At 33.1% G+C, this 19,667-nt stretch carries 18 protein-coding genes and 1 riboswitch; of the genes, 14 read left to right on the forward strand and 4 right to left on the reverse strand.

What is annotated here, in order from left to right:
* Nucleotides 1–31: 31 nt before the first annotated feature.
* Nucleotides 32–1,276 carry a glycosyltransferase family 4 protein gene (locus G9F72_RS26390; protein ID WP_164959400.1) on the reverse strand — a complete coding sequence of 415 codons (1,245 nt, stop codon included), beginning with the start codon at nucleotides 1,274–1,276 and terminating at the stop codon, nucleotides 32–34.
* Between the two features lie 336 nt (nucleotides 1,277–1,612).
* Between G9F72_RS26390 and G9F72_RS26395 the strand changes: the two genes are divergently transcribed.
* The 5 genes from G9F72_RS26395 to guaD all read left to right on the forward strand — a co-directional run bounded on the left by G9F72_RS26395 (nucleotide 1,613) and on the right by guaD (nucleotide 7,812).
* Complete coding sequence (locus G9F72_RS26395; RefSeq protein ID WP_164959401.1) at nucleotides 1,613–2,539, forward strand: NTP transferase domain-containing protein; 927 nt, start codon at nucleotides 1,613–1,615, stop codon at nucleotides 2,537–2,539.
* 293 nt (nucleotides 2,540–2,832) lie between these two features.
* The gene (locus G9F72_RS26400; RefSeq protein WP_164959402.1) at nucleotides 2,833–4,950 is read left to right on the forward strand and encodes a xanthine dehydrogenase family protein molybdopterin-binding subunit; all 2,118 of its coding nucleotides are present in this window, start codon (nucleotides 2,833–2,835) and stop codon (nucleotides 4,948–4,950) included.
* Nucleotides 4,951–5,004: 54 nt separating this feature from the next.
* A complete protein-coding gene (locus tag G9F72_RS26405) occupies nucleotides 5,005–5,478 on the forward strand; it encodes a (2Fe-2S)-binding protein (protein WP_164959403.1) in 474 nt (157 codons plus the stop codon).
* The gene (locus G9F72_RS26410; protein ID WP_164959404.1) at nucleotides 5,472–6,299 is read left to right on the forward strand and encodes an FAD binding domain-containing protein; all 828 of its coding nucleotides are present in this window, start codon (nucleotides 5,472–5,474) and stop codon (nucleotides 6,297–6,299) included. Before G9F72_RS26405 ends, G9F72_RS26410 begins: the two co-directional genes overlap by 7 nt.
* Nucleotides 6,300–6,324: 25 nt before the next feature.
* A riboswitch (purine riboswitch) is annotated at nucleotides 6,325–6,425 on the forward strand.
* A gap of 121 nt (nucleotides 6,426–6,546) precedes the next feature.
* Complete coding sequence (gene guaD / locus G9F72_RS26415; protein ID WP_164959405.1) at nucleotides 6,547–7,812, forward strand: guanine deaminase; 1,266 nt, start codon at nucleotides 6,547–6,549, stop codon at nucleotides 7,810–7,812.
* Nucleotides 7,813–7,942: 130 nt separating this feature from the next.
* Here the strand turns inward: guaD and G9F72_RS26420 are convergent, their stop codons facing one another.
* Complete coding sequence (locus G9F72_RS26420) at nucleotides 7,943–8,131, reverse strand: hypothetical protein (protein WP_164959406.1); 189 nt, start codon at nucleotides 8,129–8,131, stop codon at nucleotides 7,943–7,945.
* A gap of 266 nt (nucleotides 8,132–8,397) precedes the next feature.
* On the opposite strand from G9F72_RS26420, the gene G9F72_RS26425 reads away from it, so the two are divergent.
* The 5 genes from G9F72_RS26425 to G9F72_RS26445 all read left to right on the forward strand — a co-directional run bounded on the left by G9F72_RS26425 (nucleotide 8,398) and on the right by G9F72_RS26445 (nucleotide 11,176).
* Nucleotides 8,398–8,508 (forward strand): DUF1016 N-terminal domain-containing protein, encoded by a 111-nt coding sequence (locus G9F72_RS26425; protein ID WP_411955974.1) that lies wholly within the window; start codon nucleotides 8,398–8,400, stop codon nucleotides 8,506–8,508.
* 100 nt (nucleotides 8,509–8,608) lie between these two features.
* Nucleotides 8,609–8,920: a hypothetical protein gene (locus G9F72_RS26430; protein WP_164959407.1), complete on the forward strand. Its 312-nt coding sequence runs from the start codon at nucleotides 8,609–8,611 to the stop codon at nucleotides 8,918–8,920.
* 384 nt (nucleotides 8,921–9,304) lie between these two features.
* Entirely contained in the window at nucleotides 9,305–10,219 is a 915-nt protein-coding gene (locus G9F72_RS26435; RefSeq protein WP_164959408.1) for an RDD family protein, read from the forward strand.
* Between the two features lie 411 nt (nucleotides 10,220–10,630).
* The gene (locus tag G9F72_RS26440; protein WP_164959409.1) at nucleotides 10,631–10,855 is read left to right on the forward strand and encodes a DUF1659 domain-containing protein; all 225 of its coding nucleotides are present in this window, start codon (nucleotides 10,631–10,633) and stop codon (nucleotides 10,853–10,855) included.
* A gap of 84 nt (nucleotides 10,856–10,939) precedes the next feature.
* Nucleotides 10,940–11,176: a DUF2922 domain-containing protein gene (locus G9F72_RS26445; protein ID WP_164959410.1), complete on the forward strand. Its 237-nt coding sequence runs from the start codon at nucleotides 10,940–10,942 to the stop codon at nucleotides 11,174–11,176.
* A 42-nt stretch (nucleotides 11,177–11,218) separates the two neighbouring features.
* Here G9F72_RS26445 and G9F72_RS26450 read toward each other — a convergent pair whose 3' ends face one another.
* Nucleotides 11,219–11,533: a hypothetical protein gene (locus tag G9F72_RS26450; RefSeq protein ID WP_164959411.1), complete on the reverse strand. Its 315-nt coding sequence runs from the start codon at nucleotides 11,531–11,533 to the stop codon at nucleotides 11,219–11,221.
* 114 nt (nucleotides 11,534–11,647) lie between these two features.
* Complete coding sequence (locus tag G9F72_RS26455) at nucleotides 11,648–12,607, reverse strand: helix-turn-helix domain-containing protein (protein ID WP_164959412.1); 960 nt, start codon at nucleotides 12,605–12,607, stop codon at nucleotides 11,648–11,650.
* Nucleotides 12,608–12,718: 111 nt separating this feature from the next.
* Between G9F72_RS26455 and G9F72_RS26460 the strand changes: the two genes are divergently transcribed.
* The 4 genes from G9F72_RS26460 to G9F72_RS26475 all read left to right on the forward strand — a co-directional run bounded on the left by G9F72_RS26460 (nucleotide 12,719) and on the right by G9F72_RS26475 (nucleotide 19,601).
* Entirely contained in the window at nucleotides 12,719–15,340 is a 2,622-nt protein-coding gene (locus tag G9F72_RS26460) for a DUF5054 domain-containing protein (protein WP_164959413.1), read from the forward strand.
* Between the two features lie 229 nt (nucleotides 15,341–15,569).
* Nucleotides 15,570–16,391: a response regulator gene (locus G9F72_RS26465; RefSeq protein ID WP_164959414.1), complete on the forward strand. Its 822-nt coding sequence runs from the start codon at nucleotides 15,570–15,572 to the stop codon at nucleotides 16,389–16,391.
* 3 nt (nucleotides 16,392–16,394) lie between these two features.
* Nucleotides 16,395–18,122 (forward strand): sensor histidine kinase, encoded by a 1,728-nt coding sequence (locus G9F72_RS26470; RefSeq protein ID WP_164959415.1) that lies wholly within the window; start codon nucleotides 16,395–16,397, stop codon nucleotides 18,120–18,122.
* Nucleotides 18,123–18,326: 204 nt separating this feature from the next.
* A complete protein-coding gene (locus tag G9F72_RS26475; protein WP_164959416.1) occupies nucleotides 18,327–19,601 on the forward strand; it encodes an ABC transporter substrate-binding protein in 1,275 nt (424 codons plus the stop codon).
* Nucleotides 19,602–19,667: the final 66 nt, after the last annotated feature.

Genomic DNA, 19,667 nt, shown 5'->3' on the forward strand with positions numbered 1-19,667 from the left:
TAAAAGTAAGCTAATATTGTAATAGCAAAGGCTAAAATGACCTTTCTATGTCTTCAAAGGAACTTTTCCAAGACTTTTTATTGACAGCATTTTTAAGCTCTTCACTTATCACTAACTTATTTTCTAGTTGCTTATTGATAGCCGAGCTTAAACTCCTTTCAAACTTTGGTATATCCTCTTCTACTGGAATATCTATGTCTTTCAGCCTTGGCAAAAATGAGTATTCTATAATTCCGCTATTATTTATGCTGCTCCCCATCCATTCGCGTGCACCGGGTAAGTCTGTTACAACTACTTTTAAACCACAAGCCATAGCCTCTATTAATACTAGTGACAGCCCTTCATAAAAAGACGGCAGTACTAATATGTCACAACTTCTAAAAAGATGCCCTAATTCCTTTTGGTGAATTGCCCCCAAAACATGAATATTAAAACTATAGGTGTGATCCCTACAAATTTTCAGTATCTCTTTTGCTTCATCTCCCACTCCTGAGCCTACAAGATAAAGTTCTATATCCTTATGGTAATTCTCTAATAACTTTATGGCATTAATTAAATTAGGAACCCCTTTAGAATAGCTTAACTTCCCTGCATAAACTATTTTTATATTAGTACTTAAATCCTTATTTTCCTCCATGTAGAATATATCTGGATTAAAACCAGGTCCAGCGACTCTTACTTTCTTTTCATTTATCCCATATTGGTTAATTAGCAAATTTTTTTCATGTCTTTGAGAAGCGATTACTACATCTAGGTTTTTACAATTATATATTACATATTTGACTACATTCTTTGAAAACTGGCTATCCATTTTTCTAAAAGTCTCTAATTGCCTTAAATCAGTTCCATGGCAAAAGGCTATTATATTTCTATTTGGATACATTTCCTTGACCAAAGCGGTTATTATCCATGTATGATGGCATATAATTATATCAGGTTTAAACTCTTTAACAGCTTTATCTATAATTAAAGAAAATTCACTTTTCCACTTTTCTAATATATCTTCAGATAAATCCCTATATCTAGTGCTTTCATAAGGCATTACATCACTCATTCCTACAACGGGAAAAGGTAACTCTTTTGTTTCAAACATAACAGGATAGAATGTAATATCTTTCTTTACATCAAAATAGACATCTTCATCTTTTACAGATATCCCTGCAACCACAGCTTGCTCATAGCCCTTTTTATCCGCTTCCTTAACAAGTGCTTGTAAGTATATTCCGCTTCCTGTTTTATCAGGTTTTTGTGCAATTATGTTTAATATTTTTTTCATATATTTACTCCTATTAATCTTAGCATTATAAGTTATTTTTTTGCAATTCTACTATGTAGTTCACCATTCAATTTCTCTATTATAATACATCAAATTACCATGATTTTCAAGAAAACCTATCCTTTCCGTCAGGCTTACGTCCAGGAACTGCCTTCATATGTTTAGCGTTTATACTAAGGTTTTGATATTCTAGGTCTCATTGAAAAACATTTTATAGCTTAATGATTAGTGTAAAAACACCAAATGTGAAATTTTCATATGGTACCTGGTTTGAATTTTAATAATAATAGTGTAGAATATAATAAGATATCAAGAATCTTTTAATGAGGTGATACTGTGAGACAGGTTGGAGGAATAATTGCTGCTGCCAACAGATTTGTGGCTTATCCAATGAAAAAGGTTGGTTCAATTTCTTTAATTCAAAGAATAGTACTTACATATAAAAAAGCTGGTATATGGCCTATTGTAGTAATTACTGGCTTTGAAGATCCAGAAATAAAGTCAGCTCTTGCAAGGGAAGATGCTATTTTTATTATAAACAAGGATTATGAGAATCCTCCACTTATTGATTCCTACAAGATTGGACTTAAATATCTTCTAGGTAAGTGTGATAGAGTTATGTTAACACCTGTAAATGTGCCTATGTTTAATTATAAGACAGTGCTAAAAATGATTGAAATAAAGGATGAAATCATTATTCCATCATATAATATGCATGGTGGACATCCCCTGCTTATTGATAGTGTATATATTCCTGATATTCTTTCCTATGCTGGTGGGAATGGACTTAGGGGAGCCATTGATTCCTTGGGTGCTTCTATAACTTGGCTCAATGTGAATGATAGAGGAGTTACATGCTCAATTAATGATGAGGACGAAATAGAAGCACTTCTGCCGGCTCACAATGATAGTTTGTTTCAGCCTTCTTTAACTATAAATATAAGGAAAGAGAAGGTTTTTCTCGATTCTAGATTAAGACTTCTTCTTGAGCTTATAGACGACAATAATTCTGTTAATGGCGCTTGTAAAAGGATGTCTTTATCCTTAAGCAAAGCCTGGGATATGATTAATGAACTTGAAAAAAATCTTGGGTATGAAATAGTTTTAAGAAGGCAAGGAGGAGCAAGAGAAGGGAGAACAAGACTTAGCAATGAAGGTAGAGAGTTTATGGAGAATTATGACCAGTTCTATAGTGCGGTAACCAAGTATACTTGGGAGCAATTTAAAAAGTATTTTGAAGACAAAACATCCGATTATATATAATACAATGTATAAAATGCAAATTTTGTACATTGTATTTTTTCGTATACGTACTCTTTCAAATACTTTTTAAGAAGTATTTGAAACTTAGGAAATAATACCATATAATCGAACCAAGTAATATATGATAACGATATCATATAATTTAACTAAAAAGCACAGGATAAGGACCTTATATGATTTTATTATTCAGAAAATTAAGAAATATTATTTTATAATTTCTTGTAAAAAAAGAGATTTAAGAAATAAAGTCATGCAAATGCACTTGAAAACTTATTAAACATAAGGAGGGTATTATGAATAATATAGGAAATTCAGTTCTTAAGAAAGATCATTCAAAAAAGATATTAGGTGTGGCAAAATATGTGGCAGATGTTCCTACTGATGGCATTCTTCACGGTAAGTTTTTGAGATCAACAGTGGCTCATGCTAAAATAAAGAACATTACCTTGCCAGAATTACCAGATGGATACATGATAGTTAACAAGGACGATGTTCTTGGTGAAAATAAGGTTCATATAGTACTGGAGGATATGCCAGTATTTGCTATAGATACTGTGGAATACATTGGAGATCCAATTCTTATGGTGGTGGGACCGGATGAAAAAGTAACAGAGGAAATTGTATCAAAAATAGTAATTGATTACGAGGAACTTCCTTCTATACTGGATATGACTAAATCAGATATTGCATTTTTTGATTACCATCATGAAAAAGGTGATGTGGATGGGTGCTTTGAAAATGCTGACAAAGTGTATGATGAAATTTTAAATACAGGTTATGGTGAACAATTGTATCTAGAAACTAATGGAATGATTGCAGACTATCATGATGGTAAAATCACCGTTAGAGGATCCATGCAATGCCCATATTATGTTCTTACAGCGGTGAAACTTGCAACAGGGCTTGAAAAGGACAAGGTTCAGGTTCAGACGGATATTACAGGTGGAGCCTTCGGTGGAAAGGAAGATTATCCATCAATACTTGCATGTCAGGTGGCAGTAGCAAGTATGAAAGCTAAGAAACCAGTAAGGGTTATTTTTGATAGAAGAGAAGATATTACGTCAACTAGTAAGAGACATCCTTCAACTGCAAGATACAGGGCAGCTGTTAAAGATGGAAAAATTACAGCAATGGATATCGATATAATATATGACGCAGGTGCATATTCAACACTTTCGGCGGTAGTACTGCAACGCGGAACAATATGTGCTACTGGAGTTTACAATATTGAAAACCTTAGGGTTCACGGCAAGGCTAACAAAACAAATACAGTTCCTAAAGGAGCTTTCAGAGGATTTGGAGCACCACAGGTATTCTTTGACATGGATCTTTTTATGAACCACGTAGCAAAAGGTGAAGGAAGAAATAGCTTAGAATTTAAACAAGAACATATTGTAGCGCAGGGAGATGATACACCAACTAATGGAAAATTTCATTTCCACGTTCCACTTAAAGAGATGATTAAAGAAGTGGATATCCTTTGTGATTACAAGAAGAAAAAAGAACTTTATGACAAGCCGCAGTCTGGAAGATTTAGACGTGGAATAGGAATACAGCTGGCGTTCCATGGTGCAGGCTTCACAGGTTCAGGAGAAAGAGACTTAATAAAAGCAGTATTAAAAGTTAAAAAGTATAAAGATGGCACTGTGGAAATACTTACTTCCAATACCGATATGGGACAAGGGCTACAAACAACTTTTGCAAAAATAGCAGGTAAAGAGCTAGGGATTCCATTTGAGCAAATAATAGTACGTAACCCTGATACTGACAAAGTTCCAGACTCTGGCCCAACAGTTGCATCAAGATCACTTATGGTAGTTGGAGAGCTTATACGTCGTGCCACAACTCGGCTAAAAGATGAATGGAAGGATGGACAAGAGCAGATCATTGAGGAGCACTACAAGCATCCAGAATTTCTTATACCCTTCTCACTTGCTGAATTCCGTGGAGATGCTTATCCTACCTATTCTTGGTCAGTTCAGTCTGTAGAGCTTGAGATTGATATGTTAACAGGTCAGCACAATGTTATAGGGGCATATGGGTCTTTTGATGTAGGAACTCCTATTGACATGAATATAGTAGTTGGACAAATGGAGGGTGGAATGCTTCAGGGCATTGGTTATTCATCAATGGAATTTATGGATCATGATAGCACAGGTCGAATTAGAAATAACAGCTTGAGCGATTATATCATACCAACAGCTATGGATGTGCCAGTTATTAAGGCTCAGATGCATGTTAACGAATATCCCTATGGGCCTTATGGAGCTAAGTGCGCAGGAGAACTTCCAAATGTGGGAACCGCAGCAGCATATATAGAGGCTGTGGAACAGATTTTAGGTAAGAAGGTTCAACACATTCCATTTACAGTAGAAGATACACTAAGAGCAATATCCGCAAAAGAGGATTAGATATAAGTAATGATATATGGAAAGCCATATTAAAATAGAGAGGAAGGTATATTCATGAAATATATTGAGTTCAAACTTAATGGAGAAAATGTTCAATACGAGGGTAGTGCATCAAACAGACTCTTAGATGTATTGAGAGAAACCTATAGACTTACTGGAGTAAAGTGTGGTTGCAAGGAGGGTGAATGTGGAGCATGCTCTGTTATCATCGATGGGAGACTTGCTAATTCATGTATGATAGCAATGGGAAGTATTCATGGAAGTGATGTTATGACTATAGAAGGCTTTAGTAATACTGAAAGGTTTAAGGTTATTGATAAAGCCTATGGAGATGTTTCAGCAGTGCAATGTGGATTTTGTATACCGGGGATGGTACTTGCAACAGAGTGTATACTTGCAGTGACTCCACATCCAACGGAAGAAGAAATAAGACGTGGAATATCCGGAAATTTATGCCGTTGCACAGGATACAATTCAATAGTTAAAGCTATAGGAATCGCAGCAAAAGAAGGTAAAGGATTATGGTAAAATTAAATAATGGATACGTGCCAGAAACGCTTGTAGAGGCACTGAAAGTAATGAGGGATGAAAAGGTTAAGCCTTACAGTGGAGGAACTGATCTTATGCTTGAAGTAGAGGAAGGTGCAAGCTATCTATTTTTGAATAAGATAGCTGAGCTTAAAATAATAAAATCAGATTCTGATTATATAAGAATAGGGGCACAGTGTACTTTCACTGAAATAGAGGAATCAGATGTTGCACCTCGAATTTTAAAGGATGCAATGTCACAGCTTGCAGGCCCAGCTGTAAGAAATTTCGGAACTATAGGTGGGAATATAGGAAATGGATCAGCAAAGGCTGATTCAGCCTTGATATTATTTGTTGCAGATTCACTTATTAGACTAAAAAGTGCTAGTTCTGAGAGAACAATTTATATTAAAGATTTTTATAAGCAAAGAAAACAGCTTGACCTAAGAGAAGGGGAACTCATAGTTGAATTTTTAATACCTAAAAAATATCTTGAAAATTACTATTATAAGAAGATAGGTGCTAGAAAGGCACTAGCAATTACTAGAGTGGGATTTGCAGGACTTTTACATGAAGAAAATGGAGTGATTACTCATGTAGCAACTGCATTTGGAGCAATCGAACCTACTATAGTTAGACATCCTGAAATTGATGAGATGTTTATAGGAAAAACTATTAGTGAAGCTAAGGGATTAAAGGACAATTACCTAAATTTATACGAAAATGCAATAAACCCAAGCGCTGGGAGAGTTTCAAAAGAATATAGGAAAACTGTATGTATAAATTTATTAAAAGATTTTTTAAATGAAAATGGTATCTAATTAATCTGGAAAGTTGTAAAATAAAGAGGACAATTAAATATTTTCTTGTATATATTAGAAATATGCTCTAATAGTATCTACCAGGTTGCTGTAAATTACCTGACTACAAGAATAATTTGAAGCTACACTGAATTAAGCTTAAATTATTCTATAGTCATTTAACTTAGCAACCTGTTTTTTTTATACAGTTCTTAAAGTGAGCACAATTGCTAAATTATTTAACCGTAGAAAAAAAGGGAGGATAATAATGAAAGCACTTAAAGGAAACATAATTTTTACTGCGTCTAGTGAAAAGTTCGAAGTCTATGAAAACAGCTATCTTGTAGAGTCTGATGGAACAGTTGTAGGAATATTCAAAGAACTTCCAAGCCACTTAAAGGTGACTAGCGTTGATAATTTTGGTGATTCACTAATAATTCCTGGATTTGTAGATATGCACCTGCATGCTCCACAATTTCAGAATATGGGTCTTGGCCTAGATGAGGAACTGCTACAATGGCTTGAAAAGTATACGTTTCCTGAAGAAGCTAAATATAGCAATGAGCAGTACGCCAAGAGGCTTTACACAAATCTTGCAAAGGAGTTGTGGAGAAATGGAACCACTCGCGTTTCACTTTTCTCAAGCATTCACAGAAATGGAACTGAAATTCTAATGGACGTCTTCAATAGGGCGGGTATTGGGGCTTACGTTGGAAAAGTTAATATGGATAGAAATTCACCGGATTTTTATGTGGAGTCAACTGAGGAGTCACTAGCATCTACTGAAGAATGGATATTGGCTACAAAGGACAAGTACAATCTTGTAAAGCCTATAATAACACCAAGGTTCGTTCCATCATGTTCAGTAAAACTCATGAAGGGTCTTGCTAATCTTTCTGAAAAGTACAATCTTAAAGTGCAAAGTCATCTATCTGAGAATGAAAGTGAGATCCAATGGGTGAATGAACTCCATCCAGAATTTGGTTCATACGCAGATGTATATGATGGAATGAAGCTTCTGACTGAAAATACGATTATGACTCATGCAGTACACAATACACTAGAAGAAATAGAGCTACTTGCAAAAAGAAACGTCTTCATAGCACACTGCCCAAATGCTAATTACAACTTGTCATCAGGTATAATGCCAGCAAGGAAATTCCTTGATGCTGGAATTAGGGTTGGACTTGGAACGGACATTGGTGCAGGTCATCAGATTGGTATATATAAGGTGATGAGCCGTGCCGTTCAATCTTCCAAGATGAATTGGCTTAATAGTGGAAAGGTTGAAAGGTGTCTTACAATGCCTGAGGCCTTCTACATGGGAACAAAAGGTGGCGGAGAATTCTTTGGCAAGGTGGGGTCTTTTGAGCGTGGATACTCACTGGATGCTCTCGTAATAGATGATGAAAACCTTGGTGACAGGGATTTCAGAAGCATTGAAGAGCGCCTCCAAAGGTTTATATACTGCGGAGATGACAGAAACATAACAAAACGTTATGTTGCTGGAAAACTTCTTTCTGAGCCGGTGTGATATTATATATCAATAGATTACCAAAACGGGTGGGTCTATCATTTATTCCTGTAATACCTAGCAGAGAGAAATCTCTGCTAGGTATATTTAGGTATCTGATGAGGATTTAATGATACTAAGCTAATAATTACTATTTTTTTTTCCTGCTCCGTATAAACCATAGGCTATATATAATTGCAAATACATAAATAGCAAAGCCAATCATTATTATTGCACTACGAGTTGAACTATTGAATTTTCCAGTATAAATACTAGCAAATATTAATAATGGTGCTATCAGTATAATGATAATAAGTATAATAATTTTCTTTTTTTTCATTTTCACCCTCCGATTCTAAATCTATTAACTAAATTATACATCTCTACTACACTAAATTCTATTATTTATTATATGTTAGCAAGTAAAAAAATGGTCTCCGCTACGTTATACCCATTTTCTTACAAAGACCCCCGAGCCATGTGAATGGAATGTGAAAAAGGGAAGCGATAAGGTCGCAATCATAAAGTTATGCAAATTAAGTATAAGTTTGGCAATTAATTGGGCGTGAATTCTTTTGTTGTTAAACAGTCAACTTGTTAAAGTTTTTGTCTGAAAAACTAACAAAGGAGTTTGGGAAAGGATTTACTGTTGCAAATTTAAAAAATATGCGACAATTTTATCTGACATTTCCAAAAGGCTACGCACTGCGTAGCTGAAGCCGCAGAAACAGCACAAATTGAAGCTTTTGAAAGTGATGAAAGGGAAGGCATAGTTAGAGAGTATTTAGATAAACTTCTTCCAAGCAATTGGGAGGAGATGAACCTGTATGAGCTGAGAGGTTTTTTTAGAGGTGAGGGAGAACTGGCAGTAAAAGCTTTTGGAACAGTAATACGTGACCATGTTTGTATAATGGAGGTTTGGTGTGAACTCTTTGGGAAGGATGCAAGTATGTTAAGAAAGATAGATTCTTATGAGATAGGTGGGATAATGAGGAAGATTGAGGGGTGGGAAAATATTAGTGATAGAGTTTACTTACCTATTTACGGAAGACAAAGAATTTTTTTTGAGGGAATCTGCGGGACAGTGTGGACAGTAGATTATAGGTTGTCCCATAACCTTGTCCCATAACTCAAGCTCTTGTGGAATCAAGGTTTGGGGATACTTTGGGACAGCTAGGACAAGAATTTAATGGAAAAATTCAAATATCTCATATTCAAGGAGGCCACCAGATATCACATTCCAAGTTATGATTTCTTGATAAACTTGATCCCCCCGAGCGTGATATTTTAGAGAGATATTATATTTTGGATCAATCCCTAGGAGAAATAGCCTGTGATAGTGATAAAAGCTACAATTAATTTGCAAGAATGAAGAGAAAAGCCTTAGAGAAATTGAGGGCACTTATGTAAATTTATATATTTAAAAAATTCCACATAAAACTATAGAGGAATTATATTTAATCTGTGGAATATATTACTATTATTATTATTATTATTAAAAAGGAGGGTTGTTATGCCAATTTATTATGAAAATCCAAACATAAGTGAACATATTAAAGAACACCCAATAGAGGTTTTTATACCTTCAAGTCCTTGGGTTAGATACTTTGCAAGAATGATAGATATGTATTTTGGATCAATGCTAATAGCAATAACGTGGGTTCGACTTTCACCTAATACATATAATAAAATACTTGGTGATAATAGTAATGAGTATGTTGCGGGAGTAATTTTATGTATAATATGGTTGCTTATTGAGTCGATGATGATATCAACATTGGGAACAACATTTGGTAAATGGATTTTTAGCTCAAAAGTGATTAGTATAGATGGTGGAAGGTTAAAATTTTCTAAAGCATTGTTAAGAAGTTTTTCAATGTGTTTTAATGGATTAGGGCTAATGATACCAGTAGTAAGTCTATTTACACTATCTAATTCATTTAAGCAAATAAAAAATCAAAATTATGGTGGGTTTACAAAATGGGATATACAAACTAAATCAGCAGTTATTACAACTAGATTAAAACCTATAAAGGTAGCGCTATTATTAACATTCTGCATAGTGAGTTTAGCAGGTTACAATTATCATTATGATAATCAATCAAAAATCATGAATGAAAATAATGAAGCAGTGGAGCAATTAGACGAAATATGGACTAAACTTGACGATGAAGGAACGTTATTAACTAATTGGGAAAATGAACTGGCAAATAAATATAAAAGCATAGCTGAACTTGCTCAAAAATTGGAGTACTGGGGCAGTAGTGGTAATGAAACTGAGTATAACAATAACATAGATAATTATAATAGGACAGTTAATGATTATAATGTAGAAGAATCTCTATATGAAACTAGACGGTTAAAATATGTCTCGGATACAGATAGTTACAACAAGAAATATGATGAGTTAATGGGTACTACAGAGTAAGTGTAAAAATTAAACATCAACATATTAAGAATAATATGACATTCATCTATCTTCTTATCTTATGGTAAGAAGATTTTTTCATTTTAAAATAAATCGGTGTACAAGCAAATACACTAGATATTTAAAGGGGATGATTTACACAGAATATTGATAGTACCTTTTATAGTTGCATCAAGATCCATGGTGGCTCTTGTATCGAGGCCAAAGAAACTGAGAACACTTATGTCCCGTTAGGGTAACTGTTACTTGGGAGAAACAGTAAATTATAAAAGAAAATTATTGATGAATTATAAATGAATTATAGAAAAATTAAGAGCGCTTATGTAAAACTATATATTTAAAAAAAACTCCGCACAAAACTTTTAAAGGGCATATATATTCAATGAAATCAAAATGAAAGGGGGAATTAACATGGCAGTTAAATCAACAAAGGTAGCCAGTGCGCTAAAACTTACTATGATAGTAGGTGTTGACACTAAAGGCAAAGATAAATTTGCAACAAAAAGGTTAAGTAATTTAAAAGTTGCTGCAGTAGATGAAGACATTTTTGCAGTAGGGCAAGCTATCTCAAACATTAAAACTTATCCACTATTCGGACTAGACAGAGAAGATCAGTACAGCTTAGTTAATGCTTAGTTGTTAGCTGAAAATTGAAAGCTAAAATTGAAAACCGAGAATTCAAAGCCCATGAGTCAAATAATTAAAAGGAGGTAATGTGATATGCATAAATTAGCTATGAGATTTTTAACATCTACAGAAGGTAAGTATTTTACTTTAACGGTAGATGACATTAAATCAGATGGAGATGGAGTTCCAACTGTGACAGAAGCTGAGGTAAATGCTCTTATGGATTTAGTAATTGCAAAAAATATTTTTGCATCAGCTAATGGTAATTTAATTGGTAAGAAAGATGCTAAGATAGTTACTACTGATACTAGTATGGTTGAAGTAGCCTAGGGAAATAGTGCCTGTGAGGGCACTATTTTTCTGCTTAAATATTTAAATAAGGAGGGGAAGTGACAATAACTGGAGGTTATTGTTTGCTACTAGAGATTTATGTTTTTGAGAATTCTCCATGGAAATTCTACCAATGTCTAAATAGCGCTCTTGTGCAGCAGCTGCTTTCAAATCCACACAACCAATATGCACACAAATATTTTCATCTATATATTTAAATTCTAATTTTTGTCCAGGTTCAAGTGCATAATCACACATAAATTCTTCTAATTGAGAGCCATATAATATATTTTTTCCTTTATCATAGAAGAGTATATACTGGTTATCAATTTCATCATCCAAAACTTGAATTTTCAAATTATTATAGCAGCTAATATATATATATTAAGTCAAGATGAAACTGCTGATGTAAATTAGTAGTTTTTGTCTATAATTACATCTTTAGAGTAATAGTAACTGGTGTAGCCTTTATTAATCTGAATTAAGCTTTTCTTTGTGGCGTATTTTACTTGGATTTGGAATCCCAAAACGTTTAAACACTTGATATAGATGAATGGGAGAGGAGAAACCTGATTTATAGGAAATTTCTTCTATAGAAAGTGATGTTTCCTCCAACTGTTCAATTGCAAACTTAAAGCGTTCATTTAAAAGGTATGCATGAAAAGTCAAACTTAATTCCTTTTCCATTATCCTGTTTATCTGTCTAGTACTCAGAAAAAGAAAGGAAGATAAATCTTTTAAGGATATGGAATTCATAAAGTTGTTTTTTATAAATTTCTCAATTCTTTCAATTCGTTCCTGCTGCAGGGATTTTTTCAGTACAGCATATTTAGGAATGGACCCTATAGTTGATGAAACCGTGCGTAGTACATCTATTATTATATCTGTAATTAGGATTTGAATTTTAAGCTGGTATCCTAAATTGCGATGCTTGACCTCAAAAAAAACCTGTTGGAATTTGCTTCGGGTTTCAAAAGTATCCTCGAAAGCAAAGGGGTAGGTTCTTGAAAGCATATCTTTTAGCATAGTAATTTCTTTCTTAGCGGCGGAGTTATTAATTTGAAGGTTATTTAAGATGCTTAACTCGAATTTAAGGCAGTACTCAGACATAGGATCTTTTGCATTTGATAACTGGATGTGTTTTACATAAGGTGCTGTTATATATAGTTGTCTAGCTTTTACGTCAAAATCAGTTCCTTCAATATTTATAAATCCCTTGCCTTGTGGGATTATATGAAGTTCAAAGAAAGTATGATAGTGCTCGCTAGCACTCCAATTCTCATTTGGAATCACTTTGATTAAATCGATTATGTGTAAATTTAGATAACCTATCAAAATATTAAAATCTAAATAATTAATTGAAGAATCATAAGTTGCTATTTCGATAACATCACCATCCATGCATTGAAGTGCTAAAGCATATTTTTCCATATAGAGCCCCCATGTCATTTTTAAGTAATAGGTTGTCATTACTGTTTATTTAATATGTTGATTTAACTATATTATAATGTTTACATTAAGATAAATAAAGGGGTGTCAGCAATGATTAAGTTAAAAAAGATTTTTGTGGTTTTTAAGACTCATTTTGATATTGGATTTACGGGGCTTCCGTCAGAAATAAAAGCGAGATACAGCAAGGATATGATTCCTAACGCAGTTGAAACTTGCATAAAAAGCAAGGAAGAGGACTCCTTGCATCCTTATGTATGGACAATGCCGTCTTGGCCATTAACCAGCGTCTTAAGAGATAATTGTGAAGGTCTTGAAAACTTAATAAACAAAAAACAAATATTATGGCATGCCTTACCTTTTACTACTCATACTGAATTCTGTGGGTTAGAAGAATTTATAAGGGGGATGTACATATCAAAAAAATTATCCTCAAAATTTGACTTTTCTCCTATCAGTGCAAAAATGACAGATGTACCAGGGCATACATGGATTTTGCCCACACTGTTAAGTAATGCAGGAATTAAATTTCTTCATTTAGGTTGCAATCCATGTTCGACGCCTCCAGATGTTCCACCGCTGTTTAATTGGGAGGGACCGGATGGCCGAAGAGTACTTACTATGTATTCAAAGGGTGATTATGGTAGTGGTACATTTCCAGATGAAGACTGGGACTTACCTGTGTGGTTAGCAATGTTTAATACCGGAGATAATCATGGAGCCCACAGCCCACAAATAATTAAAGATATACTTAATGAAGTTAAGTTAAAGAGTCCAGAAACCGAAGTTCATTTCGGAACTTTAGATGATTTTTATAATGCACTCTCAGAAATAGATTTGCAGTTACCCGTGATTAAAAAGGATTTGGCTGATTGCTGGATTCATGGTGTTGGAACTTACCCTAAGGAAGTATCAGAGATTAGAAAACTTAGAAATTACCTTACAGCAATTGAGACAGTAATAAGCCTTAAAGAACTTAATAATGAAGAATTCTCAGGAAGTAATTCAGCGCTTATCGAAAATGCATACGAAAATATGCTACTGTTTGGAGAGCATACCTGGGGATTAGATACTAAGATTGGACTTAACCCCATAGGTAGAGTGTATGACAAAGAGTCTCTAAAAAGCATGCAAAGTGAAGGTAAGTATGACAGGATGGAAGAGTCCTGGAAAGAAAAAGCTAATTATGTTAAAAATGCTATAGGATATATTTCACAAATAGAAGCTAACGTACTTGAGAAGTTTTCTTTTGATGAGAAAAATGTTCATTCAAAATTCCTAAAAATATATAATCCTCTGGTTATAAGAAGAGATGGGTTAATAGAAGTTGATAGATGTTTAGAAGGAGAATTCTCTATAATTGATGAAGTTAGATCTGAGGTACTCAGCTATATAGCTATGGATAATAAATTGTATGTTGAGGTATTGGATGTGGAACCCTTATCTTTTAAAATATTAAAGATAATAAAAGAGAAGCATTGCCAAGAAATGCTGAGTGGGATAGCATATGAAAAAGATAACTTTGTTAATTTGAAAAATAAGTACATTACTCTTGTGGTAGATAAAAACTCTGGTACAATTGTATCTTTAAAGAATAAAGCTACGGGTAAGGAGTGGGTGGATAGCAGCTCTCAATTGGGGTTTGGACAGTTTATTTATGATATCCACTCAAAAAAAGAAGTTTTTGAATACGTAAGAGACTACGCCTATGATCTTCAAGATTGGTATTTGGATGATTTTGGTAAACCGCTATATCCGAAAATAGGTCATAATACTTTTAAACATTGTACACAAAAAGTAAGCTTTGAAAACACCAGTACTTATGGGAGGATAATTATTGAACAAGGGGCGCTTGAAGAAAGTGTGGAGGCTTATGGAAATGCAAAGTCTGTTATAAGCAAAATTACCCTTTTTAAGAATAAGGAATATGTTGAGTTTGAATATGAAATTGTAGAAAAACAAGAGACACCTTACGTGGAATCAGGCCACTTTGTTTTCCCTTTGGCAGCAGATGTTCCAAGCTATAGCGTAAATAAAATAGGGAGCGTTATTGATCCTTGCACAGATATATTAAAGGATGCTAACCATGTATTATACTGCTTAGAAAATTGGGTTGATGTATGTGACAAAGGAGAAGGATTATTATTTATTTCCTTTGATACACCATTACTTTCCATAGGAAAACCCGGGATAGAAAGATATTCACCCGATTATGTTCCACAAGAACCTATAATCTATTTCAATGCCTTTAATAATCAGTGGGGTACTAATTTTCCACAATGGATTGGGGGCAATTTTAACTTCAAATACAGAATAATTCCGCATATTGGAAATTGGCAGGAGGTAAATGCCTTTAAAAAGTCGAAGCAGGCAGTAGTACCATTAATTTCTAACTTTATTGTAGATGCTGAAATATCACTGAAGAGCGAATCTAATAGGCTTGTATTAAATGAGTTAAATTCGTTAGAAATCCTAGCTTTAAAAGCCTCACAGAATGGCGATGGCTTCATACTTAGGTTAAGGGAAACCTTAGGCAAGAAGCAGATACAAAAGATAATATTTAATAAAAAAATAGAAAGTGTATTTAAGTGCAACCTCCTTGAGGTAGTAGAAGGTGAAATAAGGCTGGAGGATTGTGAAGAGGGCAAGGAATTCGATTTAAGTGTAAGTCCCTTTGAAATTATCACATTGAAACTACAAAAAAAGAATCTGTAAACAAAGATGCTAATAGTTATTTTGAACATAGTTAATAATGTATCAGCTTGCTAAGTATGATATGATGAAATTCAAATAACTGTTAAAAATGAAATAAATATTAAAAGTGAAATAAATATAGAAATTCAAGTTGTGATAATCTAGAAAATAGAGTTTGCGCGTTGGATAAATAAGAACGTATATGCAGATATGCTCTAATTGAATTTAATAGGAAGGAATGACTAGATATATGTTTAAATTAATTATCGTAGATGATGAAAAAATAGAAAGAGAAGGAATAAAATTTTTAATAAATATGTATAAGTTACCTTTTGATGTAGTTGAAGCAAAAAATGGAATTGAAGCTCTCGATTATCTAAAAGAAAATCCTGTAGATATAATTTTCACGGACATTAAAATGCCTTTTATGAGTGGCTTGGAGCTATCCGACAAGGCCAAAGCAATAAATCCATCGGTAAAAATTGTTATCTTTAGTGCGTATAGTGATTTCGATTATGCTAAAAAGGCTATAAGCATTAAAGTATTTGATTATGTTCTTAAGCCTGTAGATGAAAATGAATTTATAAATACAGCTCTAAAAATCATCGAACTATGTAAACAAGAGAAAATGGAAAAAGAAAATACTTACAAAATTCTCCACGGCTATAAAAAGAGCTTACTCTACGAAAAAGAAGAGTCACATATTTTAAATGATATAGAAAATGAAAAGGGTGATAATTCTAATGAGGTTAGCAGAAAGGTAATTGAAGATGTTATTAAAATAATTAATGAAGAGTATGCCAGTGACATTGGCCTAGAATATATTGCCGAAAAAGTTTTTCTGTCGCCTGGATATCTTAGTTTTTTATTTAAGAAGGAGTTGGGTAATAACCTTACAAAATATATTACAAAATATAGACTTGAAAGGTCTAGAGACTTACTTAATGATACAAATATGAAAATTGTGGATATCAGCAAAAAAGTCGGTTATTCAAAGCAGGCATATTTTTGCTCGATTTTTAAAACATATTATGGAATAACTCCGTTAAGCTATAGGGAAAGGATGAAATAGATTTTGAATGGATTGATGAATTTTTTTAAAAACTTAAGTTTCAGAAGAAAGCTTGTTTTATCATATATCATAATAATAATTGTTCCGGTTACCGTACTTGGATTATATTCTTATAATCAATCCAAAACATATCTTGAAGAACAAGTTCAGCGACATATTGAAAGTTCAACAAAGCAAATGATTAGCGATATTAATTATAGGCTTCAATGGTATAATAATTTAATTAAAGTAACAATTTACAATCCCAAAGTTAAAAAGATTCTTTCGTATAAAGATGCTATTTCCCTAGAAGAAATGCAGGGACTAAATGACTATGTAGAACCAATGTTATATAATTTCCTGATTGGCAATAGGGATATAAAGAAACTAACAATATTTACTGAGGATGGTAAGCCTATTTCTGGGGATTTTGTACAACCTAATTACACAATAAAAAATACTGACTGGTTTAAAGAATCCAGTAAGAATAATACAATAAATTGGTGGTTTGAAAAAGAGGAATTATTTGCAACCTCAAAGATATTTGATACATCAAACTCTAATATGGATATCGGTATGTTTTATTTGAAGCTAGATTATAAAAGTGTATTAGGAAATTTGTTAGAGAAAAATACTTACGATTCTGGATTTATTATTAGTAATCAAAAAAATGATATTTTGTTTTCCGAAAGTACAAATAAGAATAATAAGACAAATGATAGTTTTGATAGAAAAATAATTAATTTACAACAAGGCAATGTAAATATAGATGGGCAAAAATATATTATTGTTAAAGGTAGTATCATTAACAAAACTATGAATATTTTTTATTACGTACCTACGAATACAGTGGTAATTAATTCAAGAGGAATTATAAAGGCAACGGTAATTGTAGTATTTGTATGTTTACTCTTATTGTGTGGATTGGTGTGGTTATTTTCAAATACCCTTGTGAAACGTATATTAAAATTAAATAGAAAAATGGAATTGGTAGAGTGTGGGAAGTATGATATTCAGGTATCTTCAAATTCTAAGGATGAAATAGGTCAACTATACAATAGTTTTGGTAATATGATAAAGAAAACAAATTACCTAATTGAAGAGGTATACAAAAGCAATATTACTCAAAAGGAGGCAGAGTTAAAATCACTCCAAGCACAAATAAACCCTCATTTTTTGTATAATACCTTATCTGTTATTAATTGGAAGGCAACAATGATAGGTGCAAGTGATATTAGTCATGTAATAAAGACTCTGTCAAAGTTTTATAGGACAACCCTTAATAAGGGTGAAAATACTATATCTATAATAGATGAAATAGGAAATATACAGGCATATATCGAAATACAATTAGTGATGCATGACAATAGCTTTGAGGTGCAATATGATTTTGACGAAGAAATTTTTAATTATGATATGATTAATCTTGTATTACAGCCCATAGTTGAAAATGCTATTGAGCATGGAATAGACCATAATCAGAATAAAGAAGGAGTACTAACTATTAAAGGAAAAATTAAAGGAAAATGTGTAGAATTTATAGTGCAAGATAATGGATGTGGAATGAAAACCGAGACAGTTGAAGAAGTTTTTATTAAGCATTCAAAAGGGTATGGACTGAAAAATGTACAGGAAAGAATATTATTATTTTTTGGAATGGAATATGGTATGACAGTTAATAGTGAATGTGGGAAGGGAACTTCTATAAATGTACTTATTCCAAAGTATAATAAACCACCATATAATGAGTAGTTTACTAAAAGTTTAGGATAACATTATTTTAATATGCGTGAATTTTTGATATGTTTCTAAAGGATTCAATATTTAATGTAGGAGGCTTTAGAGATATAATAAGAACATAGGAATCTTAACTAAATTCCATGGATGTAAATCAATTCACAAATGTAAACGATATTAATTAAGATTAGTAAAGAAAGTATTCGGGGGGGGTTTATAATGAAAAAACAACTATCAATTATTCTTGCTTTATCAATTGTTCTTTCTACTGTATTAACTGGATGTGGCAAAGGTAGTAATTCATCTCTGTCTACTACTGAAGTTAAACCTACTAAAAAAACCGTTATAACTTTTGCAAATTGGAATAAAGAAGAAAACTGGAAGGATTTTATTGCGGTTATAAATGCAAAGGTTCCTGAAGCTGATGTACAATTTCAATTTGTAGACAACAAACAATATGATAATGTAATATCTACACAATTAGCTGCTGGCGAGGGGCCGGATTTATTGTGCGTTACTCAAGCATATATTAAAGCTGGATATGTATTAGATATAACAAGTGAACCTTATGTTAAAAAATATAGTGATTCTGGACTTATTGGATACCGTAGCAATGACAAAGTGTATGCTATACCTGCTAATAGTTGGTTTGAAGGAATGTTTTATAATAAGGAGATATTTAACAAATTTGGGCTTAAAGCACCTAAAAATTGGGCTGAATATATGGCCTTACATGAAACTCTTAAGAAAAATGGTGTACAGCCACAAGTTATGGGAGCTAAGTCATGGGAATCATTGAATAAATCAGCCCTTGGGTTCCTTTTAAATGATTTTTATCAAACAAATTCAGGAAAGACTTTTGACAAAGATTTTAATGATGGGAAAGCTACTTTTACTGGAAACTTTAATGAATCATTAAAAACATGGTCACAATTAATATCTAAAGGATATATTACTAAGGATATGCTAGGTTTAGATTATGACCAAGCACTTGATGCATTTGCTACTGGAAAAGCAGCAATGTGGGAATCAGGACCTTGGGCAGTAGACACAATTAAACAAAAAAATCCTAACTTGAAACTTGGTATGTTTCCTTTTGTTGGTACAAAAGAGGGCGCAGGTTGGTTAGTTGGTGGTACTTCGACTGGATTCGGTATTAATTCTAAGAGCAAAAATATAGACATAGTTAAGAAAGTTCTTGCTGCAATAACAACCCCAGAAGCACAAAATGCAATGTTAAAGGCAAATCCAGGAAGTAGCTCTTTCCTTGTAGGATTAGATACTACTCTTGATCCAATATATACAGATTGTGCAGCTACTTTTAAGGCTGGTAATGTTTATGATAATTGGGATAGATGGACTAATTACAATAATCAAGCTTTAATTCAAGAGCAGGGATCTCAATACCAAAAATATCTTGGAGGTAAAACATCCTTAGATGAAGCAGTGGCAGCGATGGATAAAAAAGCATCTACAGTTAAAATAAGTGAGTAAAAGACATTTTGCATTAAATGAAAAACATTAAAAATATAAAGGCTGTGGGATGTAAAATTCTGCAGC

Origin of the sequence: Clostridium estertheticum (assembly GCF_011065935.2) — a bacterium.
Lineage (GTDB): Bacteria > Bacillota > Clostridia > Clostridiales > Clostridiaceae > Clostridium_AD > Clostridium_AD estertheticum_A.

Coding starts and splice junctions, on each gene's coding strand:
- G9F72_RS26390 (WP_164959400.1), bottom strand. CDS start 1,276: ATGAAAAAAATATTAAACATAATTGCACAAAAACCTGATAAAACAGGA.
- G9F72_RS26400 (WP_164959402.1), top strand. CDS start 2,833: ATGAATAATATAGGAAATTCAGTTCTTAAGAAAGATCATTCAAAAAAG.
- G9F72_RS26405 (WP_164959403.1), top strand. CDS start 5,005: ATGAAATATATTGAGTTCAAACTTAATGGAGAAAATGTTCAATACGAG.
- G9F72_RS26410 (WP_164959404.1), top strand. CDS start 5,472: ATGGTAAAATTAAATAATGGATACGTGCCAGAAACGCTTGTAGAGGCA.
- guaD (WP_164959405.1), top strand. CDS start 6,547: ATGAAAGCACTTAAAGGAAACATAATTTTTACTGCGTCTAGTGAAAAG.
- G9F72_RS26420 (WP_164959406.1), bottom strand. CDS start 8,131: ATGAAAAAAAAGAAAATTATTATACTTATTATCATTATACTGATAGCA.
- G9F72_RS26430 (WP_164959407.1), top strand. CDS start 8,609: ATGAACCTGTATGAGCTGAGAGGTTTTTTTAGAGGTGAGGGAGAACTG.
- G9F72_RS26435 (WP_164959408.1), top strand. CDS start 9,305: ATGCCAATTTATTATGAAAATCCAAACATAAGTGAACATATTAAAGAA.
- G9F72_RS26440 (WP_164959409.1), top strand. CDS start 10,631: ATGGCAGTTAAATCAACAAAGGTAGCCAGTGCGCTAAAACTTACTATG.
- G9F72_RS26445 (WP_164959410.1), top strand. CDS start 10,940: ATGCATAAATTAGCTATGAGATTTTTAACATCTACAGAAGGTAAGTAT.
- G9F72_RS26455 (WP_164959412.1), bottom strand. CDS start 12,607: ATGGAAAAATATGCTTTAGCACTTCAATGCATGGATGGTGATGTTATC.
- G9F72_RS26460 (WP_164959413.1), top strand. CDS start 12,719: ATGATTAAGTTAAAAAAGATTTTTGTGGTTTTTAAGACTCATTTTGAT.
- G9F72_RS26465 (WP_164959414.1), top strand. CDS start 15,570: ATGTTTAAATTAATTATCGTAGATGATGAAAAAATAGAAAGAGAAGGA.
- G9F72_RS26475 (WP_164959416.1), top strand. CDS start 18,327: ATGAAAAAACAACTATCAATTATTCTTGCTTTATCAATTGTTCTTTCT.